This is a genomic window from Helicobacter cetorum (genome assembly GCF_900198405.1).
In the GTDB taxonomy this organism is placed as follows: domain Bacteria; phylum Campylobacterota; class Campylobacteria; order Campylobacterales; family Helicobacteraceae; genus Helicobacter; species Helicobacter cetorum_C.
The window spans coordinates 42,800-67,271 of record NZ_FZMR01000006.1 but is presented as its reverse complement, the minus strand read 5'-3'; the positions used below and the strand labels follow the sequence as shown (position 1 = coordinate 67,271).

30 protein-coding genes and 3 pseudogenes are annotated in these 24,472 nt (G+C 32.4%); 14 read left to right on the top strand and 19 right to left on the bottom strand.

The window, feature by feature from the left end; genetic code table 11:
- Window positions 1–8 precede the first annotated feature (8 nt).
- Window positions 9–893 carry a formate dehydrogenase subunit gamma gene (locus C6H25_RS02565; protein WP_104747909.1) on the top strand — a complete coding sequence of 295 codons (885 nt, stop codon included), beginning with the start codon at window positions 9–11 and terminating at the stop codon, window positions 891–893.
- 183 nt (window positions 894–1,076) lie between these two features.
- Here the strand turns inward: C6H25_RS02565 and selD are convergent.
- A pseudogene (gene selD / locus C6H25_RS02560) lies at window positions 1,077–2,045 on the bottom strand (selenide, water dikinase SelD); the annotation flags it as partial.
- A 236-nt stretch (window positions 2,046–2,281) separates the two neighbouring features.
- Between selD and C6H25_RS02555 the strand changes: the two are divergent.
- The 6 genes from C6H25_RS02555 to C6H25_RS08805 all read left to right on the top strand — a co-directional run bounded on the left by C6H25_RS02555 (window position 2,282) and on the right by C6H25_RS08805 (window position 8,113).
- Window positions 2,282–3,565: a hypothetical protein gene (locus C6H25_RS02555; RefSeq protein WP_104747907.1), complete on the top strand. Its 1,284-nt coding sequence runs from the start codon at window positions 2,282–2,284 to the stop codon at window positions 3,563–3,565.
- 94 nt (window positions 3,566–3,659) lie between these two features.
- Window positions 3,660–5,027, top strand: coding sequence for an outer membrane family protein (locus C6H25_RS02550; protein ID WP_104747906.1), 1,368 nt, complete (start codon window positions 3,660–3,662; stop codon window positions 5,025–5,027).
- A gap of 193 nt (window positions 5,028–5,220) precedes the next feature.
- Window positions 5,221–6,546 carry an outer membrane family protein gene (locus C6H25_RS02545; protein WP_104748001.1) on the top strand — a complete coding sequence of 442 codons (1,326 nt, stop codon included), beginning with the start codon at window positions 5,221–5,223 and terminating at the stop codon, window positions 6,544–6,546.
- A 179-nt stretch (window positions 6,547–6,725) separates the two neighbouring features.
- The gene (locus C6H25_RS02540; RefSeq protein WP_158653858.1) at window positions 6,726–6,986 is read left to right on the top strand and encodes a hypothetical protein; all 261 of its coding nucleotides are present in this window, start codon (window positions 6,726–6,728) and stop codon (window positions 6,984–6,986) included.
- A gap of 62 nt (window positions 6,987–7,048) precedes the next feature.
- A complete protein-coding gene (locus C6H25_RS02535; protein ID WP_104747904.1) occupies window positions 7,049–7,558 on the top strand; it encodes a hypothetical protein in 510 nt (169 codons plus the stop codon).
- Between the two features lie 30 nt (window positions 7,559–7,588).
- Entirely contained in the window at window positions 7,589–8,113 is a 525-nt protein-coding gene (locus C6H25_RS08805) for a methyl-accepting chemotaxis protein (protein WP_104747903.1), read from the top strand.
- A gap of 395 nt (window positions 8,114–8,508) precedes the next feature.
- On the opposite strand, the gene C6H25_RS08725 is transcribed toward C6H25_RS08805, so the two are convergent.
- The 8 genes and pseudogenes from C6H25_RS08725 to C6H25_RS02500 form a co-directional block, all read right to left on the bottom strand.
- Window positions 8,509–8,772 (bottom strand): hypothetical protein, encoded by a 264-nt coding sequence (locus C6H25_RS08725; RefSeq protein ID WP_199768919.1) that lies wholly within the window; start codon window positions 8,770–8,772, stop codon window positions 8,509–8,511.
- Window positions 8,747–8,911, bottom strand: coding sequence for a hypothetical protein (locus C6H25_RS08720; RefSeq protein ID WP_199768918.1), 165 nt, complete (start codon window positions 8,909–8,911; stop codon window positions 8,747–8,749). Before C6H25_RS08720 ends, C6H25_RS08725 begins: the two co-directional genes overlap by 26 nt.
- 146 nt (window positions 8,912–9,057) lie before the next feature.
- Complete coding sequence (locus C6H25_RS08570) at window positions 9,058–9,201, bottom strand: hypothetical protein (protein ID WP_158653857.1); 144 nt, start codon at window positions 9,199–9,201, stop codon at window positions 9,058–9,060.
- Window positions 9,202–9,230: 29 nt separating this feature from the next.
- The gene (locus tag C6H25_RS02520; protein WP_104747902.1) at window positions 9,231–9,584 is read right to left on the bottom strand and encodes a hypothetical protein; all 354 of its coding nucleotides are present in this window, start codon (window positions 9,582–9,584) and stop codon (window positions 9,231–9,233) included.
- A gap of 20 nt (window positions 9,585–9,604) precedes the next feature.
- Window positions 9,605–9,787, bottom strand: a complete 183-nt coding sequence (locus C6H25_RS02515) for a hypothetical protein (RefSeq protein ID WP_104747901.1) — start codon at window positions 9,785–9,787, stop codon at window positions 9,605–9,607.
- Window positions 9,780–9,980 carry a hypothetical protein gene (locus C6H25_RS02510; protein ID WP_104747900.1) on the bottom strand — a complete coding sequence of 67 codons (201 nt, stop codon included), beginning with the start codon at window positions 9,978–9,980 and terminating at the stop codon, window positions 9,780–9,782. Before C6H25_RS02510 ends, C6H25_RS02515 begins: the two co-directional genes overlap by 8 nt.
- Window positions 9,981–10,019: 39 nt before the next feature.
- The gene (locus C6H25_RS02505; protein WP_233707309.1) at window positions 10,020–10,223 is read right to left on the bottom strand and encodes a hypothetical protein; all 204 of its coding nucleotides are present in this window, start codon (window positions 10,221–10,223) and stop codon (window positions 10,020–10,022) included.
- Window positions 10,223–10,556 (bottom strand): annotated as a pseudogene (locus C6H25_RS02500) (ParA family protein); the annotation flags it as partial. The gene C6H25_RS02505 and the pseudogene C6H25_RS02500, both read right to left, overlap by 1 nt.
- A 240-nt stretch (window positions 10,557–10,796) precedes the next feature.
- Between C6H25_RS02500 and C6H25_RS02495 the strand changes: the two are divergent.
- Complete coding sequence (locus tag C6H25_RS02495; protein WP_233707308.1) at window positions 10,797–11,279, top strand: hypothetical protein; 483 nt, start codon at window positions 10,797–10,799, stop codon at window positions 11,277–11,279.
- A 105-nt stretch (window positions 11,280–11,384) separates the two neighbouring features.
- On the opposite strand, the gene C6H25_RS02490 is transcribed toward C6H25_RS02495, so the two are convergent.
- Genes C6H25_RS02490 through C6H25_RS02480 form a run of 3 tightly spaced genes read right to left on the bottom strand, consistent with a single transcriptional unit; the run spans window position 11,385 to window position 13,891 of the window.
- On the bottom strand, window positions 11,385–11,795 hold the full coding sequence (locus C6H25_RS02490) for a type II toxin-antitoxin system PemK/MazF family toxin (protein WP_233707307.1): 411 nt from the start codon (window positions 11,793–11,795) through the stop codon (window positions 11,385–11,387).
- On the bottom strand, window positions 11,786–13,012 hold the full coding sequence (locus tag C6H25_RS02485; protein WP_104747898.1) for a type IV secretion system protein: 1,227 nt from the start codon (window positions 13,010–13,012) through the stop codon (window positions 11,786–11,788). Before C6H25_RS02485 ends, C6H25_RS02490 begins: the two co-directional genes overlap by 10 nt.
- 3 nt (window positions 13,013–13,015) lie before the next feature.
- Complete coding sequence (locus tag C6H25_RS02480) at window positions 13,016–13,891, bottom strand: hypothetical protein (RefSeq protein ID WP_104747897.1); 876 nt, start codon at window positions 13,889–13,891, stop codon at window positions 13,016–13,018.
- Between the two features lie 91 nt (window positions 13,892–13,982).
- On the opposite strand from C6H25_RS02480, the gene C6H25_RS02475 reads away from it, so the two are divergent.
- Entirely contained in the window at window positions 13,983–14,834 is an 852-nt protein-coding gene (locus tag C6H25_RS02475; RefSeq protein ID WP_104747896.1) for a Fic family protein, read from the top strand.
- Window positions 14,835–14,846: 12 nt separating this feature from the next.
- Here C6H25_RS02475 and C6H25_RS02470 read toward each other — a convergent pair whose 3' ends face one another.
- Complete coding sequence (locus C6H25_RS02470) at window positions 14,847–15,707, bottom strand: zeta toxin family protein (protein ID WP_104747895.1); 861 nt, start codon at window positions 15,705–15,707, stop codon at window positions 14,847–14,849.
- 45 nt (window positions 15,708–15,752) lie between these two features.
- Window positions 15,753–16,232, bottom strand: a pseudogene (locus C6H25_RS02465) (type IV secretory system conjugative DNA transfer family protein); the annotation flags it as partial.
- Between the two features lie 969 nt (window positions 16,233–17,201).
- On the opposite strand from C6H25_RS02465, the gene C6H25_RS02460 reads away from it, so the two are divergent.
- From C6H25_RS02460 to C6H25_RS08945, 3 genes are all read left to right on the top strand, one after another.
- Complete coding sequence (locus tag C6H25_RS02460; protein WP_199768917.1) at window positions 17,202–19,241, top strand: relaxase/mobilization nuclease domain-containing protein; 2,040 nt, start codon at window positions 17,202–17,204, stop codon at window positions 19,239–19,241.
- A gap of 68 nt (window positions 19,242–19,309) precedes the next feature.
- Window positions 19,310–19,654: a hypothetical protein gene (locus C6H25_RS02455; protein ID WP_104747894.1), complete on the top strand. Its 345-nt coding sequence runs from the start codon at window positions 19,310–19,312 to the stop codon at window positions 19,652–19,654.
- A 100-nt stretch (window positions 19,655–19,754) separates the two neighbouring features.
- The gene (locus tag C6H25_RS08945; protein WP_267891808.1) at window positions 19,755–19,880 is read left to right on the top strand and encodes a hypothetical protein; all 126 of its coding nucleotides are present in this window, start codon (window positions 19,755–19,757) and stop codon (window positions 19,878–19,880) included.
- 14 nt (window positions 19,881–19,894) lie between these two features.
- Here the strand turns inward: C6H25_RS08945 and C6H25_RS02445 are convergent, their stop codons facing one another.
- The gene (locus tag C6H25_RS02445; RefSeq protein ID WP_104747893.1) at window positions 19,895–20,095 is read right to left on the bottom strand and encodes a hypothetical protein; all 201 of its coding nucleotides are present in this window, start codon (window positions 20,093–20,095) and stop codon (window positions 19,895–19,897) included.
- A 995-nt stretch (window positions 20,096–21,090) separates the two neighbouring features.
- Between C6H25_RS02445 and C6H25_RS02440 the strand changes: the two genes are divergently transcribed.
- Complete coding sequence (locus tag C6H25_RS02440) at window positions 21,091–22,158, top strand: tyrosine-type recombinase/integrase (protein WP_104747892.1); 1,068 nt, start codon at window positions 21,091–21,093, stop codon at window positions 22,156–22,158.
- 307 nt (window positions 22,159–22,465) lie between these two features.
- Here C6H25_RS02440 and C6H25_RS02435 read toward each other — a convergent pair whose 3' ends face one another.
- The 4 genes from C6H25_RS02435 to C6H25_RS08560 all read right to left on the bottom strand — a co-directional run bounded on the left by C6H25_RS02435 (window position 22,466) and on the right by C6H25_RS08560 (window position 23,914).
- Window positions 22,466–23,290, bottom strand: coding sequence for a nucleotidyl transferase AbiEii/AbiGii toxin family protein (locus C6H25_RS02435; protein ID WP_104747891.1), 825 nt, complete (start codon window positions 23,288–23,290; stop codon window positions 22,466–22,468).
- Window positions 23,262–23,513: a hypothetical protein gene (locus tag C6H25_RS02430; RefSeq protein WP_104747890.1), complete on the bottom strand. Its 252-nt coding sequence runs from the start codon at window positions 23,511–23,513 to the stop codon at window positions 23,262–23,264. Before C6H25_RS02430 ends, C6H25_RS02435 begins: the two co-directional genes overlap by 29 nt.
- A 92-nt stretch (window positions 23,514–23,605) precedes the next feature.
- Window positions 23,606–23,749, bottom strand: coding sequence for a hypothetical protein (locus C6H25_RS08565; RefSeq protein ID WP_158653856.1), 144 nt, complete (start codon window positions 23,747–23,749; stop codon window positions 23,606–23,608).
- Between the two features lie 12 nt (window positions 23,750–23,761).
- A complete protein-coding gene (locus tag C6H25_RS08560; RefSeq protein ID WP_158653855.1) occupies window positions 23,762–23,914 on the bottom strand; it encodes a hypothetical protein in 153 nt (50 codons plus the stop codon).
- A gap of 189 nt (window positions 23,915–24,103) precedes the next feature.
- On the opposite strand from C6H25_RS08560, the gene C6H25_RS08940 reads away from it, so the two are divergent.
- Window positions 24,104–24,238 carry a hypothetical protein gene (locus tag C6H25_RS08940; protein WP_267891807.1) on the top strand — a complete coding sequence of 45 codons (135 nt, stop codon included), beginning with the start codon at window positions 24,104–24,106 and terminating at the stop codon, window positions 24,236–24,238.
- Window positions 24,239–24,472 lie beyond the last annotated feature (234 nt).

Sequence of the window (24,472 nt, the reverse complement as noted above, 5' to 3'; positions counted from 1 at the left end):
GGATTAGCATGAAAAAGGTTAAAAGCACTCTTTTGTTTTTAGGGGGGTTATGCCCCTTTTTAAGCGCTACGCCCCTAGATACAGAAAGGGTTCTAGGAATTTTAAACTACGGACAAACCCACACCAAGCAATTAGGCGACATATGGACTCTTCTACAAGGGCAATATTTTACTTGGTTGTATATAGCGGTATTTTTTGGCGTGATTTTAAGCTTTTTAGGGCATTACTTAGCCATTGGTGCTAAAACCTTTAATCATAGTGAGAAAAAAATCACTTTTTTTAATCTTTTTAATCGTATTATCCACTGGGTTAGTGCTGTGGGCTTTATTTTATTAGTGCCAACGGGACTGATTATGATTTGGGGCGATTTTTTTGGCGGAGGAGTGTTTGTTAGGGCATGCAGAATCTTACATTCTATTGGATGTGCGATTTTTATTGTAGCGGTGTTGCCTATGTTTTTTATGTGGGTCAAGGACATGTTTTTTAAAATGGCAGACATAAAATGGCTACTCATTATGGGGGGCTATCTATCCAAAGAAAAAAGAGAAGTGCCTGCTTATAAATTTAACGCCGGACAAAAAATGTGGTTTTGGGTAGCGACTTTAGGAGGCTTAGTGATGATTATTAGTGGAGCTATTTTGTATTTTAATAATCTTAATTTGAGCTTTCTAGCCTCTAGCTTAGGTGTGTATCAGATTTCACTTTTAAGATTAGTCGCTCTTATTCATAATTTCTTAGGTTTAGGGGTTGTAGCGCTATTCATCACGCATTTATACATGTCTATTTTTGCCATTAAAGGCTCTTTACACTCTATGATAAATGGCAAAAAGGAAGTAGAAGAAGTTAAGATTTTGCATAGTTTGTATTACAAAGAAAAGATTCAAGGGCAATAAGGGCAAGATAACTCTATTAAAATTGCAATATCTTAATAGAAGTGGTGGCTCTTATTAGGATTTGTTTTTCCATAAAACCTACTTAAAATTCCAATACCACTAAGCTTATTGTTTTTAATGTTGCAAAGCTTTGAGTTTATACTTGCAATAATGCCAATATCTTTCCATACAACAAGATTGATTTTATAAAAGTTCTAAGGGGGCATCCTTTCTCTTAACACATTGTGCGATAATGCTTGCTTGAATGCCATTATCTATAAGTTGCTTAAGCAATTCTTTAGCGTCTTTTTCATTTAAAGCAAAAAGTAAGCCCCCTGAAGTTTGAGCGTCATAAAAAATCAAATCATTCCCTTTAAAATTAGTTTCTACAAAAGGGCTTAAAAATTCTTTATTTTTCCTACTTCCCATAGGCACTACATCTTTTTCTAAAAATTCTATAGCTCTATTAAATACAAGCACTTCCTTAGCCATCACTTCAATGGAAATATGTTCGTTTAACATTTCTTTTAAATGCCCTAAAAGCCCAAATCCTGTTACATCAGTGCAAGCTTTCACTTCAAATTTTTGAGCGATTTCTTTAGCTCTTAAATTCAAGCTCGCCATAGATTGCACCACATCTAAAGAGCTAGAATACTCCATTAAGCCCCTTTTTAATGCAGTAGTGAGTATCCCACTTCCTATAGGTTTAGTTAAAATAATGCTATCGCCTATTAGCGCACTATTATTACGCCAAAAAATCTCATCTTCTACAATGCCTGTTACACTCAGTCCGTATTTTTGCTCTTTATCCACTATGCTATGCCCCCCTACTAAAGCACACTTAGCTTCATCTAGCTTAGCTTGAGCCCCTTCTAAAATGGCTTGAATGTCTATTGCTTCTAAATGCTCTTTATCCCACATCAGCAAGCTCATAGCCGTTATGGCTCTAGCTCTTTTAGCAAAAACATCACTTAGGGCGTTTGCACTCGCAATTTGCCCATACATAAAGGCGTCATCTACAACAGGCGTGATAAAATCCACGCTTTGAACTAAAAGCGTATTATCTTTTAAACGATAAATCCCACAATCATCGCTTTCTTTAAAGCCTACTAATAAATTTTTGTCTTCAGTTTGTTTGAGATTAGCCATTAAATGTGCTAGGTCTTCCAGACCTACTTTGGCTGCTCAACCCGCACAACTGACAAAATGTGTTAACTTTTTTACACTCAAAAATATTTCCTTAAATTTTTGACACATTATAACCAAATAACTAAATAACAAGCTTTGTTATTCTAAATTAGGATAAAATCACAGCTTTTAGCAAATTTTGGCATGGATTTTAAAGGCTAATTACTCTATAATATCCCATCGCCTAAACTATAGAAATTTAATTCAATTTAGAGAGACACATGCCGTTAGTTTTTAAAAAGATATTCTTAAAAAGCTTATTTAGCGTTTTTTTAGCGTTTTTTATTGCTATACCTTTAAACGCAAAAAGCTATTTATTCTCCCCCCTACCCCCAGCACACCAACAGGTTTTTAGGGCTCATCCTTGCTCTTTAGAATGCTTAAGAACTTTAATGCACCAAAAGAAAGTGTTTTCATTTATTTCTAGGTATGATTATCGCACTCAAGATAAAGACATCAAAGCTTATTACCATAGCATAATGAATTACCTTAACCCCCCTTATGTGGTCTCTAATGCCATGCGTAAAGAAAATTGGCAACCCAAAGCTGAAATTGCTGTGCTTTTGCCAAAGGCTGTAGTGGGGCGTTATGCGATTTCAGTGATGAATACTATTTTGGCATATTTAAGCACTAAAGAGGGGGATTTTAAAATTCAAGTTTTTGATAGCGACCAAGAAGACCCTGAAAAATTGCTCAAAGCCTACCAAGAAATTGAAAAAGAAAAATACCCTTTTATTATTGCCCTACTCACCAAGCAAGGAGTAGAAAATTTACTCAAAAGCACCTCCATTAGCATTCCTACTTATGTTCCAACCGTGCATAAAACCCAACTAGAAGAGGAACATAAAAATCAAAGTTTTTCTGAGCGTTTGTATTTTGGTGGGATTGATTATAAAGAGCAGTTGCAGATGTTGCTTCCTTATATTAACTCTAATGCACCCATTATTGAATATGATGATGATGGACTTATGGGGGAACGCCTGAGACAAATCGTAGAAAATCTAAAAATTCAAGTTAAATACCAAGAGAATATCTCTTATAGGCGGGCTACAAGTTTTTCTAAAAGTTTTAAAAAAGATGAGGATTTATTCAAAGATTCTATACTGATTTTAAACACTCCTGCTATCAAAAGTGGGCTTATTCTCTCCCAAATCGGGCTTTTGGATAACAAGCCATTAAGAGTGCTTTCCACTCAAATCAATTTTAACCCCTCTTTATTGCTCCTAGTGCAACCAAAGGATAGAAGAAATCTGTTATTGGTAAACGCACTGCAAAAAAGCGATGACAAACTCATAGAATACGCCTCACTATTAGAGAGTGATTTGGCTTATGATTGGGTGAATTATTCTAGTGCAATTGGTGTAGAAATGTTTTTAGGTATTTTAGACCCAAGATTTGAAAAATATTTCCATGAAAATTTACAAGACAATCAAGTGCATTATACTAATCAAATTTATCGAGCTTTAGGGTATTCTTTTGAGCCACTAAAGATAGATAATAGATAGGTGATTATATAAGTTTGCTTGTATTATCATTAATGGATTTTTAGAAATTTTGCAATACAATGTGCCTCAGCTTGATTAGCTTAGAGGAATTTTAATGCCACGCTTACCAAAGGCATGTATTTTTGCATGCTTTTATACTCAAGTTTTGTTGCAAGCTTTTGATTATAAATTCAGCGGTATTGCTGAATCTTATTCTAAAGTGGGCTTTAACCATTCTAAAATTAATTCTAAAGAAGGGATTTTTCCTACTGAAACCTATTCAACCATTACGGCAAAACTTCAAATAGATGTTAATCTTCTCTCTAAGAAAATAGAAAATCATAGTGTAAAGATGGGGCTTGGCGGTATGCTAGGAGCATTTGCTTATGATTCTACTAAAACGCTTATTGACCAATCTAATGGAAAAGTTTATGGCACTATGCTTTGGTTTTATTTAGGGCGTTGGTGGGGTTTTTTAGGAGATGCTCCTTGGAAAAAATCACATTTTTTATCTAACATGCATGCTAGAGACTATGTGCTATATAACGCCTATTTATCCTACTCTTATGACAATAAATTCCAACTCAAATTAGGGCGCTATTTATCTAAAATGCACTTAATGAGTGGATATACGCAAGGATTTGAATTAGATTATAAAATCACGCCTAAAATTAGTTTTAAATGGTTTAGTTCTTTTGGAAGAGCCTTAGCTTTTGGGGCGTATATTCGTGATTTTTATGCCCCTATTACATATGATAATAAAGATAAAATAGCGTTTTATGGCATTCATTCCTTAAACCTTAAAATTTCTACTAAATATTTTAGCACCACACCTTTTTTTTATTTTTCACCCAAAATCTATAACGCACCGGGCCTAGAAACACACATTGATAGCAACCCTAAATTTAAAGGACTAGGCTTTAGGTCGCTCACTCAAGTGGTTATCTTTTTTCCTATTTATGCATCTTATTTGGCTAATGAATATTGGCGTAACGCTAAAATAGGACATTTTGGAACCTCCCTATCTTTGCACCAACGCTTTGATTATAATGAATATAACTTTGGATTTGGGTATTATGAAAACTTTGGCAATGCTAACGCTAAAATTGGCTGGTATGGTAGCTCTACACCCATTTTATTTAGAGATAATAGTATTTATGATGGATTTTTAGATAATCTCATTTCTCCTAATGCCATTACAGGCTATGTCTTTTGTGGTGGGGTGCATAAAAAATTTTTATGGGGAATTTTAGGTAAATACACTTATGCACCAAGGGCAAGTGAAAGAGCTTTGGGACTTCATATTGGATATAAATACAATCAATTTTTTAGCGTTGATATTTTATTACAATACCACCATCTTAATACGCATAAAGGCTATAAAACAAATATTAGCGATTGGTATCAAGGCTATAACAAAAATTTTAAAGCCACTTCTCAAGATAGAAGCGCTTTGTATGTGTCTATGAAATTCAGCTTTTGATATTTTTATCTATATTAAATTTATTAAGACTTTGTTAGCAAACTTAATATTACCATTTTAATGCCTTTTTAATAAAACTTGCACTAATATACGAGCGGTTTTAAATAATTAAAATATTTGTAATTAAAATAAAGGTTTGTTACTCGTGTTAGTCTCACAAAGAATATTGGCTTTAGTCGCTCCTTTTTGTTGTATGCAAGCGTTTTTGCAAGCTTTTGATTATAAATTTAGCGGTATTGCTGAGTCATTTTCTAAAGTGGGATTTAACCATTCCAAAATTAATTCTAAAGAGGGAATTTTTCCTACTGAAACTTTTGTAACAACCACCATAAAATTCCAAGCTGATGCTAACTTGCTCCCCAAAAAAGTAGAAAACCACAATATAAAAATAGGTATTGGAGGGATTTTAGGTGGAGTAGCCTACGATTCCACAAAGACTCTCATAGACCAATCTAGTGGCAAGATTTATGGCTCTGAAATATACATTTATATGGGGCGTTGGTATGGTTACTTAGGTGATGCCCCTTGGAAACATTCACGATCTGAAGCAAACGCACATGCACGCAAATATGTGCTATATAGCGCTTATTTATCTTATGATTATAAGGATAAATTCTCAATGAAATTGGGGCGTTATCTCTCAAAAGCAATGTTTATGAGTGGATACACTCAAGGTTTTGAGTTTAATTATAAAATCACGCCTAAAATTGCCATAAACTGGTTTAGTTCATTTGGAAGAGCTTTAGCAGTGGGCGAATGGATACGAGATTGGTATGCTCCTATTGTTACAGAGTATGGCAATAGGGTTAGGAATACTGGTATTCATGCTACACAAATAAATTTTTATAGTAAATATATTAAAGTAACACCTTTTATTTATTTTTCGCCTAAAACCTATGAAGCACCGGGCATTAACCTTTATATTGATAGTAATTCTAAATTTAAAGGCTTAGGACTACGCTCTCAAACTATCATCAATGTAATTTTTCCTATTTGTGCTTCCAATTTAAGCGATATATATTGGCGTAATGCTAAGATTGGAAAATGGTCTTCTTCATTGCTTATTCATCAACGCTTTGATTATAATGAATATAACTTTGGCTTTGGATATTATGAAAACTTTGGCAATGCTAACGCTAAAATTGGTTGGTATGGTAGCCCTATTCCTATTGGCTTTAGGGATAATAGCGTGTATGGAGGCGTTTTGAATAACATGATTTCTCCTGACGCTATTACAGGCTATATTTTTGGCGGTGGGGTGCATAAGAAATTTTTATGGGGCGTCTTAGGCAGATACACCTATTCCCCACGAGCTAGTGAAAGAAGTGTGGGGCTAAACCTTGGATACAATTGGAGTCCAACTTTTACTACAGATATTAAGATTGCCTATCATGTCGTCAGCACCCATGCCGGCTATAATGCCAACTATACTTATGATGAAATGCCAATCAATTATGAGTTCAAAGCCAATTCTCAAGACAGAAGTCATTTAATGACCTCTATGAAGTTTTTCTTTTAAATTTTTAGTCAATAAAACTCCAATAAGAAGAGAACTACATGAAGATTTAAACTAAATGATTAAATTTTCCATAAATATTCAGTATTATATTATTTGCCAATCAATAAGGTTCTTTTTGTAGAGTAAAAAATCGTTTTTTCATATTAGTTAATTCAAGAGAGAATGTCGTGTATAAAAATTTGAAAATTGGTACAAAATTCGTGTTCGTTGTAACTCTTTTGATGTTGGTTGGCTTAGGTGTTTTGGAAGTGGTTGTGATGAAAAATGTTTCTGGCACTTTGAAAAAAAATGCTAACACAATGTTGGTTAAACTTACAAGGGCTACTGTGCAAGAAGTATATGATAAAGTCTATAAAGATTCTTATGGAGTAGCATTATTTGCTAGCACCTTGTCTGGCAAAAATACAGATAGCCTTAAAGACGAAGAAACTTTTACATAAGCTGACAAATACGCTATTGCATTTTGATTCTTTTGTCTCTTATGTTTATATGATTGCACTTAATGAAAAAAGAAGAACCTGTTAGTACTTATGAAATGCTTAAAGATGGTTCAAGTATAAGAGCAAAAAGCAATAATAAAAGCTTACTTAAAGACCCAACGGTTGCAAAAGTGTTGAAAAGTCATAAAAGTAGTAGGGATATTGCTCACACCCATACTTATTTGGATATCTATAAGGTCTATGGAGTGAGTTTGGTTTATCCTATTTTTGATGAGCATGATAAAATTGTTGCTGTTGCTGGAATCACCATAGTTTTTAAAAAGATTCAAGAAAAGGTATTTGCTAAAGCAGAGCATTATCATTCTTTTCTAATAGGGGTAGACCAGAACATTGTGGCCGACTCAAATAACCCTAATTGGCAAGAACAATATATCAAAGACTATGTAACACCTGAACAATTTTTTACTTTAAAAAATTTTCAAACTAAAAGTCCCGATGGTTCTGATATTGTGATTGATTTTATAGACAGCAACACTAAGGAAGAGTTCAATTTGGTTTTGCAAATGATTTAGGGGAGCAATCTAATTTTTTAAAAAAATGTAATGAATGAATTAAGCCAAAGCTCTAAACAACAATCTGAAAATATCACAAATGCGACCAGCTCTGTAAGTGTGATTACAGAATCCATGAACGATATTAGTTCTAAAAGCCATGATATGATTGCTCAAAGCCAAGATATTAAAGCAATTGGAGATGTGATTAAAAATATAGCTGACCAAACTAATCTTTTAGCTTTAAATGCTACTATTGAAGCGGCTAGGGCTGGTGAGCATGGCAGAGGTTTTGCAGTGGTTGCTGATGAAGTAAGAAAACTAGCAGAAAGAACGCAAAAATCTTTAAATGAGATAGAAAGCAACATTAACATGCTTGTTCAAAGCATTAGCGATTCTTCGGAGTCGATTAAAAATCAAGTAGAAAGTGTGCTAGGAATTAATGATGTGATAGCTCAATTTGATAGAGACATTAAAAATAATATCTCTATTTCAGATAAACTCTTAAATGTAAGTGCTAATATTAATGGCGTTGTAGAAAAGATTTTAAAAGACACTGATAAAAAGAAATTTTAAGGCAACTTAAGGAGGAATAACTCTTTCTCAAGTTACAACGTTAAATTTAAGCTATTCTAAAAAATATCGATGCTTATTTTAAACAGAACCAAAGATATTTACAATTACAGACTCCTTTTCTAAAATTTGATTATCTGTAGAATTCATTTTATATCCTTTATTATTTTAATTAAACTGTCTATAGAAAATAAAGTAAAAATTATAGTTTTTTATAGAGTTTTGGTTTCTGTTGTTGTCTTTTAAGGATTATTTTTATATTAATAGCGATAAGTTTTTACCATTATTCAAACACTCCAAAATCTCATTTTGATAATGACATACTAAATAGAGCAAGCGAGTTTCTCGTGTTCTATCTGAAGCATTAAGTTTGTCATTTCTACACCTATGAGTAATGGTTAGTATTCTTCATACTTGACTAATGGGGAGCAATAATCTATTAAAATTTTATTCAAATCAGAAGCCGAGCAAGTTTGGGGGTATTCTAAAAAATTGTTATGAAGTCTCTTTGCAAGGAATTTATCATTACTTGTTTTTAAAAACTCATCACGCAAATGAGTTTCATCTTCATGCCCGAAATATTTATAGAGCATAAAACGCACCAGCTTTTCAGTGTCGTTGGGGTTAGGATTATGGCTAAAAAACCATTTGTTGTGAGACAACTTCAAAATCTTTGGGAATTGTTTTTTTAATATCAATAGGGCAAAGTAAATTCATAAACTCTACTTCAAATCTTACCATAGCCCAGTCAATCTGAGCGGTCTCAAAAGCATGGGGTTTTGAAGCTTCATATTCAAACACTTCTCCAAGAGCGTCAATGATTGTGATTTTTGCTCCAAAGAGCCATTAGATAATGCCAAATTTAAATTGTTTGTAAAATGACTTATTGGTGTGTTTTTTTAAAATGAACCACATTTTCTACAAAAAAGTATTTTGTTCTCATTGATTTACTCCTTAGTTCTTGTTTCTTGGACTTCATTATCTTGTTCTTTTTGATTCAAAGTCCAAGCAAACAAAGGCAGATAAACAAACATCATCATAAATGGCACTATGTTGTTTATTGTGTCATATATTGATTGCATTTCTTCCATTCTCATACTAGCTCCTTATATCTTATTTCTTAAATTTCATTTTCTATTTCTTTAAGTTGGATTTGTAATTCAACTTTTCTTTGTTCTAGGCTTTTTAATCTAGGGTCAAAATTTGAAAGGTCGTATCGTGGCTTTTTTCTTTTACCATAGCAGCCTCTTCTAAGTCTAAAATGATTTATTTCAATTTGAACGCCCCTAATTTGTTCAATATAGCTTTTAACTTTACTATGCAACCTATAACCAGAAAGACTTTCAAAGACCTCTTTATAACCTAAGATTTCTAAAGCTTCTATTGCATAAGTATTTCTAAAAGTTGTATAATGATTTGCTGATTTTTTTAATTCATTTAAATAGATTTTATCTACTCTATTTCTAAAAACCATGCCATTTATGTATGCGACTGCTAGTGGCTGTGCCTGTAAAAAACCTTTTCAAAAATCAAATCATTTTCATTAAACCCATCTAAAAATTCATGGATTTCTTCAATGTTCTTTAATAAGAAGATATGAGGGCCTTTTAGAACCACTAATCTATCTGCAATAAAAATATCTTTTTTTAAAAAGTTTAAATGTTGCTCACTAAACATGGTTAGAGAGTTTGTAATACACCCTCTCTAAAAGCGTAGCTTGAGATAAAAGAGCGCTGATTAGATAAGTCGTTACTTTTAATCTAAGGACTTCATTGATGTATTTCATATTCATAGACAATGACCCCCCACCATAATGCATTTCAATATTAGAAATAACTTCTAATTCGGCTGAAGTTGGTTCTTCTTTCATGTTTTTGCTCCCTTATTTAATTGTTTTGTTACAATTTTTTTATAAGATCTGACAATCTTTCTTCCAATGTGTTTTTTTGCGTTTTAAATGTTCTTCTATGGCCTCTTGAATAAATGAGCTTTTATTCTCATTGAATATGCCAAATTCTTTAAGATAAACTTCTAAATCTTGCATGGTCTTTATAGATAAAGAAATGGTAAAAATTTTCTTCCCATCTTTTTGCTTGGTATTTTTAAAATTCATTATTGTTCCTTTGTCTCTAAATTTAAATAGCTTTCTAGCTCTTTGTAAAAAGAACTCCCATTCATTTTTAGCCTTACTATCTTTTCTTTCCATAACTCCTAAGCCCTCGATCACTGAACGCTTATAGGCAATTCTCTCGCTCAGTATATTGTTCATTAAAAATATGCTCTCATTCGCATTATTTTCCTTGATAAAATCAATGAGAGCCTTTTTCTCTTTAAGGGTAGGAATGGTGGGAATGCGATTCATTACAATATAGACTTTTAAGTTCTCATTGAGCGTTTGAATATCACTCACTCTTTCTAACATTTCTAACAGCACGGCGGTATCTAATAGGTATTTAGCTAGTTAAGGTTGTGGCTAAAGCCAAGAATTTACCCTTTGTTAAAACAGGTAAGCAAAATACCGCAGTCTTTAAAAGCACGAGAAATTTTGCGGATAGCTTGTCTTATAGTCTAACTAGCCAAACTTTCCGCTCAATTAGAGGCTAATATCCAAGCTGAGCTTTTTGCAAGAAGTGCGCCTTTAATCAACAGACAAATCCAGCAGTTAGAAAGCTTAGGCGTAGAGGATATGAAGTATCAAGGCAAGTTCTGTAAAAAAGTAGTGAGTGATAGCGGAAAAACCACTTGCTATCCTATGAAATACATCACCGAGCAATTAAATAATGAATTACTTAATTATAAAGGCGAATTAGCCAAAGAGCTTCAAAAAGCAGGCACAGATAAAGCCAAACAAGCTCAAGTCTATGCCAATATGAAACAAAAATTTGAAATGCTAACGATTGATTATATCAAAGATATTGCGAGCAATCTCACTTTTTTAAACGAGACTATGAGCCTAATTTCTAACATGCTGGCTAAAGACTATCAAGAACAACATGGCTATGTGAATAATGTTAAGCCTGTAGCCGAGCAAAATGTCCAAATGCAAAAGTTAAACAATCAGTTGAGCCAAGCTTATCAAGCAAGTCTCAATCAATATGGTTTCCCTAAATCTAAAGCTCAAAGTGGCTCTAGCAGTGCTAGTAACAGCTCTAAATTAAAGATTGAATAAGAAAGTTTAGAAAGTTTGGGTATAATGGCAAGCGTAACCCATTTGGTTGGGCGAGAGCTTTCCCTTAGAGGTAAGTTACCCTACCTAGTAGTAGGGAGTATTCTCTTATATGATTTCTTCTCTTATTCTTTCTTTTAGAATTTCTAAAGTCTCACTTGATACTTCAGCGAGTTTGTTGCGCCTACGCCTAATATCAAACACTCTTAGTTGGTGCAATAGAGCCATTTGTTCGGTATGGTTGCTATCTATAAAAGAATAATGATAAGGGCGTGCTTTTTTATGTGTTTTACTGCTTAAGGGAATACCTAGAAAAAGAGATTTAGAGATTTTTCTCACTACTAAGACAGGTCTTACAAAATCATTAGACTTTCCATAGACTTCATAGCCTATGTTATAGCCAATGCTAACCCAATAAATACTCCCAGCTACTATGGTGCGTCTAGGGGGCTTAGTATGGATTTGTTTCTTTTGTTCGTTCCATTTATCAAAGGGTGCGTTCATACCGACTATTCCCAATCCCTAACAGGGGCAGAAAATCTCTCAACTGAGATTTTAGGTCTTAGCATGTTAGAGGCTTTAGAAATGCCCTCTTGGGCTAGATGAGACGCTCCGCCTGTAGCAACGCCTAATGCACTATTACCCACTGCACCTACGACACCTTTTGCAACGCCCATTGCCCCACCTTGTCCTCCACTAGCATTCACATAACCTCTCTTAGCCATGCCAGCAACCGCCGCTCCTATCATACCGCCAGTTTGAACGACATTAGAAATCATATTGCCTGCATCAGATACTGCACCTTGTGTGCCAAAAATGGCGTTAATCATTTCAGGGATTTTTTTGGCAAATAAAATTAAGATGATTGTAAGAATAATAGCAAAAACACAATGCATGAGAGTATTTGTAATGTTGGCATGATTAATGAATGCAGTTAAATCTAAATTTCCTAAAGCATAATCAATTCCAAACATATTAAAACTTGACACTATCATAATCAAAGGCATGTAAAAAGTCAAAGATACTAATTTTTTAACATAAGTCCAAGCAAAACCTCTTGTCTGCTGAAAAAAGACTAAGGGAATAAATAATACATAAAAGAGTTTATAAATAGTGTATTCTAGGAAACTAACTACAATGTAGAGCATGATAAAAACAAAAAGTGCAACATTGGCAATCAAATATGCACCAATAAATAAAAAACAAATTAAGGGTTTTAAGATATTGTTAATGCCCATCTTTATATCCCACATTTTATCAATTACTTGAGAAAAACTTTCCCATGTTTTTTGAATGTTTCTTTCTATAATAAAACTTCTATTTCTCAAGCTACTATTAATATTACCAACATAACCATTAATCTTTCTATCAGCTTTTTGAACAACATAGGCTACGAAATTTGCTGGGGTTTCAATTATCCCAATAAAGTTTTTTTGCGATTGAGCTGGATTGCTTATGCTCCAATTATAAAATACCAAGTATCCTAGAAAGACAGCAATCATAACTAAGTGTTTGCGTTCAACTAAATCTTGGTTTTTTACTCTATTGACAATATATAAGACAATAAGAAAGGCAAAAAGGCTATTCATAGCAGTATGAACCATACCACCCATTTCTTTTGAAAAAGTTTCAAGAAGAGTATTAAAAAAAGTTTCTATTTCGCCTATAAAGGCTTTACACCAATTTACATCATTTGCTAGCGTAGATTGAACGCCTAATGGATTACCACTAGCCATATCTTACTTCTCTTGTGAGACTAAATACGCACTTTTACATTTTAAATTATCATCTTTAAGCATAACGCCACTCGCTAAAAGATTGTCTGCAATTTGTTTGTAGCAAACACTAAGGGTAGTCTTTCTCAAAGTAGCATCTTTTTTAAAGCTTTCATAATAACTCAGCTCTTTGTCCTTTTCAATTTCTGTTTTTAAATCGTTTTTTAAATCTTGAAGTGCTAATTTATCGTTTTTTGGGTCATAACTATGCTTTAAGATTTCTTCTTGGTCTTTTATGTCTTGTTTGATAGACTTTATTTCTCTTTGTTGTTCTTTAATCTTGTATTTGTAATTTTCTAAATCAATATTTTTGCCATTATAATAATTGCCATAAACATAATCAGCCAATGAAACCAACAAAGCACATCGTTTATCATTTTTTAAACCATCATCACCATTCTTAGCTAGATTTTCGCTCATTTTAGCATAGCAAGGGGCAATTCTTTTGTTAAGCTCAATTGCATAACTACGACTACTGCTATTGAAACCTCGCACGCTGTTTTTTATCATCTCTTTGTCTTTTTCGCTGAAAGGTTGTCCTAAAGTGAGTTGTTTGTCTAGGTCTGCAAAAAATGCTCTTTTCTTTGTTAATTCTACTTTTTGAGCTGTAGCAATTTGTGCGTTCTCACAATTGCTTTGATAATTAGGGTGTGCCTTAACATAAGCAATTGCTTTTTCTGGGTTCATTTTGTCTAGCATGGCATCAACATTCTTACACTCCGCAATAGTCTTTTCCCTTTCTTTATCATTTTTTACAAAATAATCCACGCTTTTAGCACTTTCAGCATAGCTCACGCCCATTAAACCTACCAAACACAGCGAAATAAATTTCAAACGCATTGAATATCCTTTAACCACTAATTTTACATTGATTTTCTAAAGCCTTATTTTAGTATAATCTAGCTAATAATGTAGCAAATAAGGGGATAAAATGAACTATAAAGAACTACTAGAATTTAATGATTACGCTATGGATTTAACTATTAGAATGGCACATCATAGCACCGCAATAGAGGGTAATACCTTGACACAAAATGAGACAGCGAGTATCTTAATTGATGGGGTTATTCCAAAGGCTATGAGTGAGAGAGAGTATTATGAAGTTAAAAATTTTCAAAACTTTATCCCCATACTTTTAAAATCTTTGCAAGAAAAACAAATTATAGACAATGAATATATTAAACATATCCATTCAATCATTATGAAACATTTAATTGAAAATTGTGGGAAGTTTAAAACGATTGCTAATGTGGTTTTAGGGGCAAATTTTGAACCAACTGCTCCTTTTAAAGTGCCTATGGCTTTAAAAGATTGGTGCGATAATCTTTATTATCAGCTTAATAACGCTAAAGATGACACACAAAAATTAGAAATTATTATGGATAGCCATATTAAGTTTGAGCATATCCACCCTTTTAGTGATGGCAATGGTAGGACAGGGCGTATGCTAATCTTTTATAGTGTCTTAGAGCAAGATTTAGTGCCTTTTGTGATTTCTAAAGACAATAAAAAAGACTACATCTTAGCTATGAGAGAAGAAAATGTGCCTATGCTAGTAGATATAGCAAAAGAGGCTCAAGAAGTGGAAAGAAAAAGAGCTATGGGTTTTTTAGAAAAATACAACAATCAATTACACTTTGATAACAAAAGAGAGCAAAACAGAACTATCTCTTATCCAATAGCAAACCCCATTATAAAACCTAACCCCAAACACCCCTATAACAACCGATTTGCCAACAATAGAAATAAAGGGGGCAAAGATGATGATAGGTTTGGTTTGTAGGTAACTATCTAGTTACATTTCCATTCCGCCATTGTTTTTGTCATTTTTTTGGTATCTGTTATTGGGCGTATTATGGGCGTATCTGTTAGAGTGATTGTTTAAGGGCATGTTGTTGTGGCTTAGCTCTTTAGATAGTTTGTTTTCTAAGAAATTTTTAGCTGTTTGAATGTCTTTTTGGATTTTTGGGTTATCATCAATAATCTTATCTAGGCTTTCAATATTTTCAAAACTCTTGTTTTCGCTGACATTATAAAAGTTGAGCGATACGATAGGATAAAACTCTTTAATCTTATTGGCAACCTCTAATGATTGTAAGAATTTGGCATAAAAAGTATCTTCTTCAACTCTACGCCCTTCTTTATCCTCTCTAATTCGTGTGTATTCTTTAGCTGTTTCTAAATGGCGATAGATATAAAGGATTTTGACTTCATATCCCTTTTTAAGCGTTCTAGAAACATTGCTTTTTTGGATTTCTAAATGCGCAAAATTGCCATCCATAATAAAGCCATAGTGATTTTTTAGTGCCTCTGTAAAAAGATATTCTACGCCCTTAGAACTAGCCTTTTGAAATAAGGAGGCATTTTTGCCATTGTAGTGGGGTAAGATTTTTCTAATAGCATCCGCCTCTATGATGTCAATCTTGTGTTCTGTAAGCAGACTAAGTGATGCCTCACTTTTCCCAGCTCCAGGTCCACCAGCCATAAAATAAGCTATTTGGTTCATGGATTTATGCTTGATGAAAAAATCAATAATACCTTGTTTGTTGTTTTTAACATACTCCAAAGCCTCTTCTTTGATTTTCTCATCGGTCAAATCAATGGTTTTGTTTAAAAAATTATGGATACTCTTTATAAAATCTTCACTGCTCATCATCACTCCTAATATTAGTAGCCCTTATTATACCCAACCTATCTAACCTTAACTCGCCTTTCTCAACCCCTTAAACACTTCTTCATTAGGCTTTAAGGGAATGTTTAAGCATTTAAGCAATCTTTTGTTCTTAAAGTAATAGTTGGCTTTGAGCTTTAAAGGTGTTGCTTTATGCCCGCTTACTAGAATAATCACTTCATCTTTGTTGATATTCATAATATCTTGTGCAGAAACCAATTCATAGCCCTCTTCAGAATAAGAGCTTGTTCCACCAAAAATCACTTGATTTTTTTCAGTAGAGCGATTTCGTTTTTCTCGTGTATATTTGCCTATTTCTTCGCTAAGTTGTTTGGCATAATCTAAGTCGTCCATTTTAAAGACAATCTTATACGCTACGGTGCTATTAACAATCCTAGCCTCTTCTTTGCCGCAGTATTTTTCTATGAGTGCATTAGATTGCGTGATAAATATAATCACCACACCATAGCTCCTACTTAATGCTGGCATTTCTAATAAGAATGTAAGTTTTAAGCGTCCTCTAAGTTTCAAGTTAAATTCAATTAAAAATCATTTGGAAATATAGCACAAACTTTTTAAACAAAAGCTTAAAGAATAATTTCATTCCTTTAGCATTAGCTACAAGTTCTTATAAAATGAGCTGGAAGTTCTTTGGCTCTAGCTGTAAGTTATCATGCGAGTTTCTAGTAAGTTCTAAGGGTGTGTCATTCTAGTTCTTAATCGTATAGACAACCTAGTTCCTACCATTAGAGCAAACAAGTTCTTAATCTATGTTGATTATAAGTTCATACTACTTGCTTGTTAGTTCTTACATTTGGCTATAAGTTCTTTTTCTGTAGACACTTAGGTTCTAACTCATGGCTCTTAGTTCTCTAGCTTTTGCTTACAAATTCCTACCAATGTAGCTTACAAGTTCGTATCAATGGGCTGTAAGTTCTTTTTTGTTAGCTACTAAGTTCTTATTATTTAGCTATCTAGTTCTTAATGTTTTGGCTACAAGTTCTTTCAGTGAAAGCCTCTAAGTTTTTATAGCATTGCTGACAAGCTCTTGGCTATTAAATTTTTAGTAAGGGAGCTAAAGTTCTTGAATTAAATTTTTATCCTTTACTAGATTAAAAATTTAGCTCATCTCTCAAACCACTCTCTTTAAAAACTTTTAACAAAAAGTTAGCAAAAACCCTTTTTTTTTAAAATCTAGCTCTAAGCCCCTTGAATACGAAGTTTTAACCTAATGTGTGTTGACATTTGGTGTTATCCTGCACCTTTTTTGATTTGGTTCTCTTTTTTAATTCTTTGTGCTATTCTACAAGGAATTAAAAATCGCTAGATTTAAAATCAAAAGTCTAGCGTTTAAATTAGCGTTAGCTTGAATAAAATTTGGGCGTTTTTAACGCCTTGTTAGTAAGGGAATAAAGTCAGCTTGAAAGCATGTGTCTTAGATAAAAATTTAGCGTTGTTATTAGGCTTTAAAGGGCTTACTTGCTAGATAGAGCTATAAGAGATACTAAGCTAGATAATCACCCTATGGACTTGTCTTTCTTAGATGATATTTTAGAGCATATGCGAAAGCCTAGACCTAGTGATAGCGAAAAAATCGATAAAAGATTGCTCATTAAATTCAATCAATTTAGTTACAACAACAAACACATCAAATCAAATCTAATTGGCAATCAAAAAGCTAGTCCTGTGTTGATTAAAAACATAGGGCAAATGAAACGCTCCCATTTAGAAAATGCCCTAAGCTATACTTTAGAAAACAGCGAAACAGCCTATAATGAAATGTTTTTAGAGTGTGATAAGCAATTTATCTTAGAGACTTGGCTCAATGACTTTGATTTGACTAAGGATTATAATGAGGCAATGCACTTAGTCTTTTCTATCAAAGATAAACCAGATGAAGAAACTATGCATGGGCTTTTAAACTCTACTTGGGAGACCTTAAAAGTAAGGTTGCCTGAGTATAAATTCGCTCTAGTCCACCATACACACCAAGACCATGCCCATATCCATTGTTTTATCAATAAAACTAATCAACTAACACGAAGAAGACTGCGTTTTAAAACCCGTGAAGATTGTAAGGAATTTTTTAACGAACTAAGAAGTGAGTTTGCTTATAGGCTAAATGAGCAATTATTAAGCGAAGGATACCTATATGTCAATGAACCTAAGCTCAAGGAATTAGACAATATCAAACTTCAATTACAAGACTTAGAAAAAGAAGAGAAAGCCTTAGAACAAACCAAAACCCCACAAGATGAGTGGGACTTAAACAAGGCTTTACAAAGCGAATATTTACAAGAACTCAAAGATAAAAACAAAGCCCAAGCCCTAGACATTCAAAATAACCAAAGCTTGCCTTTGAGACAAAAGATTTCTGAATTTAAAATCGCTCTCTTTAACCACAAAGACACAAGCGATGATGAAAAAGAAAGCCTAGATATTGATAGAATAGACAAAAGAAAGCCAGTGAGCGAACACTTAAAAAACACAAGCAAACACGAATTATACGAGTTACTAGGCTTTTATCAAAAAGAGCTTGATAAAACAGAGAGCCATTCAGCCTTTAAGAACTTTCATATTCTCAATGACTTAGACAGAGACTTTGAAAGAGAGACTAAGGGCTTTTCTCTTTTAAAGAAAAAAGAAATGCTACTAAGTAAGCTAGAACACCTAGACAAACGCCTTTTAGATAAAAACTCACATTTACTATTAGCTCAATTAAGGAATGTTGTTAAAACCAAGCAAAACACACAATACAACACTCTAACTAATCCTGTCTTTTTAGCCAAAGCCTTAGAACTTCCTAAGGATAAACGCCCCACTCTCAAAACTTTTAAAAACGCTTATTTTAGTGCTAGAAAGTATCAATTCATACTAGAGAACTTTAAAGTTAAACAAGATGACCCTACTTATAAGCTTAATGACAATACTTGTGAGCTAGTGAGTAAGCAATTACAAGATTATCAAAAGACTATGCTCTTATTAGCCAAAGAGAGATTGCTCTTTTTAGAACAAGACTTAAAAACAAAAGAAGAAGAGTTTAAAAGAGCCAAAGAGAGCTATTTCAAAGCCCTAGAGAGCTATAAAGAGACCTTTTCGTTAAAAGAAAACCAAGACTTTCTCAAACAAAACAAACAATTTTCTAAACTCTCTAAGGATATTGTCTATATCTGTAATGAAATCATAGGGGCTAATAGGTTCTTAACCCACTATGACATTTCGCAACTTCAAAAAGTCCTAGAACACGCTAAGGATATTAAGCTAGAGCAAAAGGAAGTTCAAACTATCATTAAAGAACCTAACAACGATGAACCTTGGATTGAATTTGCCAAACTAGAACAAGCTAGAGCCAAAGTACACTATCAAGCTATGCTAGAAAAAGAAAGGGCTAAACAATTAGCTAAAGAGCCAAAGAAAACCTTGCACCCTGATGAGATTGTTTATGACCCTAAGGCTCATGCTGGATTGAAAGAAAATGATGACAGCAATAACGATACTATAAAGCATACTAGAAGATAAATCTTACTTGACTTTACAAAAAAAAAAAAACGATACACTCATTCTTTAATTTCATATAAAGGAATGGCATGTTTAAAACTTTGTTTAAGTTAGTGAGTATGGTTGGAATAACAACTCTCTTACTAAGTGGTTGTGGGGCTTATTTTGGCAATGGTTATGGTTATGTGGCTAAAGAGCAAACAAAAAATAGTTTTAGTGCGATAGGAAAATCTTGTAGCTGGAAATTATTAGGCTTTATCCCCATAAGTAAGGACAACACTATTCAAAGCGCTATTAGAGATGCTTTAAGAAATGGGGGTAATAGCTTACAAGATATGGTTGTGCAACAAAGCTTGACTTATTATCTAGGACTTGCTACGCAAAGTTGCACTATTGTAGAGGGCAATCTAGTTTCAAAATCTGTTAGCAAATAAAAATTCAGGAAATCTTATGCGTTACTTAATTGCTTTTTTTGTCCCTTGATTCGTGTTTTTTACGATTAAAAGATACATTAGTGGTTTTTGTTGTTTATTTTTGCAATTGACTATTATAGGTTGGATACCTGCAATGGTATGGGCGATTGTTGCAACAAGTAGTTATCTCACCGATAAAAAAATCAAAGAGGCTATATCGGATATGCAAAAAGAAAAATCAAAATAATGCTTGATTTCCTTTCATTGTAAATTTTTTTTATTGCTAAAATTTTTAGCAATATTTCTACAAATAAGTAACTTTCTAAAAAACTTAATGAACCGCTTTAATAAGCGGTTTATCATGACTTTAAAATCTCTTGTAACTTCTAAAATCAAATCTTCGTTAAAACCCAAATAAATCGCTCTAAAATGCCCTACAATCAAAATAAAGCCATAAGACAAGACAAACTATTAACTCACAATTAAAAACGCCTTAAAACGCCTTTTAGAGCTTAAATTTTTCTTAAGCGGCGCACTGAAATTTCTTAACCTTAAAGTTTTTTTAAACATCATAACAAAAACAAGCTCTTAACCTAACCCTTAAACCCCTTATCATTCAAGCTCAAACCTTTTAATGCTAAGAGCTAGAAACAAACCTAACCTTGCAATACTTCAAAACAAACCCTTCTAGTCCTAAATACTAAACAGACTATTCACAACCTAACTCTAACAACACAAACCTTAACTTAACCACTCCCCCCACAACTAACATGTCGTTGATAGATAATTCTTATTTTTCTTTTATTTTGATTTTTGTTCTTACTTTATCAATCTTAAATTAAAACCCTACTCTTAACTAAACATTACACTATCCTATGGGAACTCCAATTAGTTTATCCTCTTTAAATTAAAGAGTTTTTTCTTTTTTTAACTTTTTCTTTTTTTAGCAAAAACGCATTACATGATTTACATGATTTAATATTTTTTAAAAAAAAGAAATCCTCTCTCATGACATGATATTACTTATAACATGTTCACTTAATAGGTAAGGAAAGAAAGGTAAACCTTTCTTTCCCTTAATACAAATTATACTTATGCGGAACTTAAGTTCCGCTTTTATCTCTAATACCCATAAACACGCACTTCTTAATCTTAAAAAGTGCTTAAAGCTAACTTTCAAGAGCTATTTAATAGTTGCTAAATTCAATTTTTATATTTAGTAGGTAATACAAATAACCATGTATTTGATTATTTGCTTTTTAAGGGGGCGGAATTTCTGCTTTTATGCTTTAGTGAATGCGGAACTTTTTAAAAACTAAGATTTAAAAGCGGAACTTAGTAATCTCTAATGGATAATGCGGAATTTTTAAAATACCGCTTTTAAAACCTAACGAACTAAAAAAACATAAAACTCTCATTCTTTAAGATTTATTTTTACATTTTAATAAGGGAGCAATATGCCATATAACAAACTCACCAAATCTCAAAGAGAATTCTTTGACAATCTCAAAGCCTTTTTATATACTAAGGTTAAAAACTTCACGCCTATTCAAGATGTGAATGATATGGCTTTGATATTAGACACACAAGATAAAATCTTAAAATGCCATAACATAGAGCAACTCAAATCACTCTGTCATATTCTTTACAATCAAGGTATCAAACACACCATAATGATGCAAGGCTTGTTTTTATTCTTTGAATACTTTAGAGATAATCTCAAATTAAGAAGCTTTAGAACACTTAGCGAAGAACAAGTCATTAACTTTCTTTTTGAACTCGCTCAAAATAGAAAGCCTAGCTCTATGGCTAAGTATGTGATGTATTTAAGGCAATTTTTTGATTACTTGGATAGGAAAAAGCATTATAGCTTTGATTTTACACTTAAGAATTTAGCCTTTGCTAAAACTAAAGAAAGCTTACCCAGACATTTAAACTACAATGATTTAAAGGCATTCTTAAAAACGCTTTTAGACTATAAGCCCACAACTAGCCATGAAAAACGCAATAAATGTATTTTACTCATTGTGATACTTGGGGGGCTTAGAAAGTGTGAAGTGTTAAACATAGAGTTAAAACACATTCAAGTAGAAGAACAAAACTACTCTATTTTAATTCAAGGTAAAGGTAGAAAAGAAAGAAAGGCTTATATTAAAAAGAGTTTGTTAGAACCAAGCTTGAATGTTTGGCTTAGTGATGATTATAGACTAAAATATTTTAATGGAGCATATCTTTTTAAAAAGGATAAGCAAAAAGCACAAAATTCTTTAACGCTCTATAATTTTATCCCCTTAATCTTTAAACTAGCTCAAAACAAACACTATAAGCAATATGGCACAGGTTTGCATCTATTTAGACATAGTTTTGCAACTCTTATTTATCAAGAAACCCAAGACTTGGTTTTAACTTCAAGAGCGTTAGGACATAGCTCTTTATTATCTACTAAGATTTATATTCATACCACACAAGAGCATAATAAGAAAGTGGCTCTTGTGTTTGATAATTTGATAGAGAATAAGAAGTAAGGGGGTTAAAAATTGATTAGTTAATGTAGTTAATATAGTTAATGTAAATACTATAATATTAGATAGTTTTTATTTAACTATTTAATGTTTCATTGCTGATTAAAAATAATTAGGTTTTATAAAGGTCATTAAAATCATTGAGATTTTATAGAATTAGTTTAAGCTATAAAACACTCTAAAAATAATGTAATTATCGCTTGTTATTATTCATTAAGAAAATATTTAACAAACAATACAAATAACTAAATTCTATTCAATACTGATAAAAACAACTAAACACTATCAAATACTTTCTTAATGATATTATTTATCGCCTACGCTTAGGTGTGTGGGTGTATTCGTTAGTATTTTCTAAGTTATCGGTATTATCTAAATTGTCGGTGTTTTCATCATATGAGTTTGAATGCGTAGTTGTTTTAATTGGCTCTATTTTTTCTATTAAAAAATCATAAGCATTTAAAGAAAGGTCTTTGTAATGTGAAACAGGTTCTACCATATCTATTTCTATGTTATAACGCTTTTTATCTAGCTCTTGCAAAGAATTTTGAAGAGTTAGTAGGTCTTGTTTGCTTATCTTTTGAGTATCTAAAAGTTTATCAAATAAAATATTGTCATTATGTAGAGCCACTGCCATATCAAAAATATCTCTTGTTTTATTGTCAGTCTTTCTAAAAGTAATCTTTTTAGCGATAATATTTTCTAGGCTTTCTATATAAATATCAAAAGCAAAAATCTTTTTAGAATTATCTACATATCCCTCATTACTTGCATAATCCACTAAAACATCTATTTTAATGTTGTCTTTATTAGTTACGCCTATATGATTGTGTTGGTCTATATATTTCGCACTATCAAAATGATTGCAATCATCTATCCATAATTTAGGACTAAAAAATCCTAAATATTGAGCGTCATTAACAAACAAATCAATATCAAAGCTTAATCTATGCTGGAAGTAATACATGCTCAAAGCTGTGCCTCCGCCAAACTTAATACTACTAGGATTAAGCCCCAAATTTAAAGCACTCTTAATAATGGGGTAAAATTGCTCTAAGGCTTGAATTTGAGCTACAAAATTATTTTTGATAAAACTAAGGCTTTTTTCATTGATAGGGATTGATAGAAAGGACATGCTTAATATTCTCCATAGGGACATGATAATCTTGTGAAAACCATTCTATTTCTTGCTCTAGTGCCTCTTGCTGAATTGTGCCTATGATATACTTGTCAATATTGCTTAGATTAGTCGTTTTTTTATCCATAAAAAGCCCTATAAGATACTCTAAGCTTACATGCTTATTTTTATTGCTAATTGAGTTGTTAATTGTAGCTAGTAACATAGGAGCAAATTCCATAATTCATTCCCCTTAATATTGATTTGTTCTAGTTTAGCAAATTTTGTGTTGGTTTTGGTTTGACCTATAATGATTGTTTGGCTATAATACGCTTATTTCTTGCTTAGCAAATGTTTCATTATAGAACAAAGCGAATGATTAAGATTCTTTTGTTCTTCTTCATTGAATGTCTTTAATAGTTTTTCAAGTTCGCACCGAAAACTAAAATTGATAACACACTGATATTCTTGTTTCATTGTTTTTCTCTTTTAAAAAACACCATCATAATCTTCAAGGGTTATCAATGGAGCGGTGCTAGTGAAAAATAAACCACCATCTATTCCAATCAAATACTTGGTTGTATCTATAATGATTTGAGCGTTATTGCTGTCTGTTAAAATTTCTTCGCAAAGCTCACTCAATGTTTCTGTTAAATCCCTTTTTCTCAATTCATTAAACTCTAGTAGAGAGTTTGTTTGCTTAGCTTGAATAAAGGAATTTAAAAATTCTTTTTCACATTAAGGTTTTACAAATGGCTATTTAAAGCAGCGTAAAGATTAAATGATTGAAATCAACATGGAATTTGCTCCTTATGTTACTGGCTACAATTTTTGATAGAAAAAATAGAGCAAATTAAAACAGCTACACATTCAAACTCCTATGATGACAAAACCGATGATTTAGATAACACCGAAAACTTAGAAAATACTAATGAATATGTCCACACACCTAAGCATAGGCTATAAGCTAAATAGGGGGATAAAAACTAGATAATACTTAGTTATTTTATCAGTATTAAATAGAATTTAGCTATTTTAATTACTTGTTAAATATGTTCTTAATGAATAATAATAATAAGTTATAATTATATTATCTTTTAGAGTGTTCTATAACTTAATCTAATTCTATAAAATATCAATGATTTTAATAATCCTTATAAACTTAATTTTTTATTAGCAATAAAAATATTAGATAGTTAA

Coding starts and splice junctions, on each gene's coding strand:
- C6H25_RS02545 (WP_104748001.1), top strand. CDS start 5,221: ATGCAAGCGTTTTTGCAAGCTTTTGATTATAAATTTAGCGGTATTGCT.
- C6H25_RS02565 (WP_104747909.1), top strand. CDS start 9: ATGAAAAAGGTTAAAAGCACTCTTTTGTTTTTAGGGGGGTTATGCCCC.
- C6H25_RS08805 (WP_104747903.1), top strand. CDS start 7,589: ATGAATGAATTAAGCCAAAGCTCTAAACAACAATCTGAAAATATCACA.
- C6H25_RS02430 (WP_104747890.1), bottom strand. CDS start 23,513: ATGGAATTTGCTCCTATGTTACTAGCTACAATTAACAACTCAATTAGC.
- C6H25_RS08570 (WP_158653857.1), bottom strand. CDS start 9,201: ATGGAAGAAATGCAATCAATATATGACACAATAAACAACATAGTGCCA.
- C6H25_RS02480 (WP_104747897.1), bottom strand. CDS start 13,891: ATGCGTTTGAAATTTATTTCGCTGTGTTTGGTAGGTTTAATGGGCGTG.
- C6H25_RS02475 (WP_104747896.1), top strand. CDS start 13,983: ATGAACTATAAAGAACTACTAGAATTTAATGATTACGCTATGGATTTA.
- C6H25_RS02470 (WP_104747895.1), bottom strand. CDS start 15,707: ATGATGAGCAGTGAAGATTTTATAAAGAGTATCCATAATTTTTTAAAC.
- C6H25_RS08565 (WP_158653856.1), bottom strand. CDS start 23,749: ATGAAACAAGAATATCAGTGTGTTATCAATTTTAGTTTTCGGTGCGAA.
- C6H25_RS02535 (WP_104747904.1), top strand. CDS start 7,049: ATGAAAAAAGAAGAACCTGTTAGTACTTATGAAATGCTTAAAGATGGT.
- C6H25_RS02455 (WP_104747894.1), top strand. CDS start 19,310: ATGTTTAAAACTTTGTTTAAGTTAGTGAGTATGGTTGGAATAACAACT.
- C6H25_RS02485 (WP_104747898.1), bottom strand. CDS start 13,012: ATGGCTAGTGGTAATCCATTAGGCGTTCAATCTACGCTAGCAAATGAT.
- C6H25_RS02505 (WP_233707309.1), bottom strand. CDS start 10,223: ATGAATTTTAAAAATACCAAGCAAAAAGATGGGAAGAAAATTTTTACC.
- C6H25_RS02555 (WP_104747907.1), top strand. CDS start 2,282: ATGCCGTTAGTTTTTAAAAAGATATTCTTAAAAAGCTTATTTAGCGTT.
- C6H25_RS02510 (WP_104747900.1), bottom strand. CDS start 9,980: ATGAAAGAAGAACCAACTTCAGCCGAATTAGAAGTTATTTCTAATATT.
- C6H25_RS02495 (WP_233707308.1), top strand. CDS start 10,797: ATGAAGTATCAAGGCAAGTTCTGTAAAAAAGTAGTGAGTGATAGCGGA.
- C6H25_RS02440 (WP_104747892.1), top strand. CDS start 21,091: ATGCCATATAACAAACTCACCAAATCTCAAAGAGAATTCTTTGACAAT.
- C6H25_RS02435 (WP_104747891.1), bottom strand. CDS start 23,290: ATGTCCTTTCTATCAATCCCTATCAATGAAAAAAGCCTTAGTTTTATC.
- C6H25_RS02520 (WP_104747902.1), bottom strand. CDS start 9,584: ATGGTTTTTAGAAATAGAGTAGATAAAATCTATTTAAATGAATTAAAA.
- C6H25_RS02550 (WP_104747906.1), top strand. CDS start 3,660: ATGCCACGCTTACCAAAGGCATGTATTTTTGCATGCTTTTATACTCAA.
- C6H25_RS02515 (WP_104747901.1), bottom strand. CDS start 9,787: ATGTTTAGTGAGCAACATTTAAACTTTTTAAAAAAAGATATTTTTATT.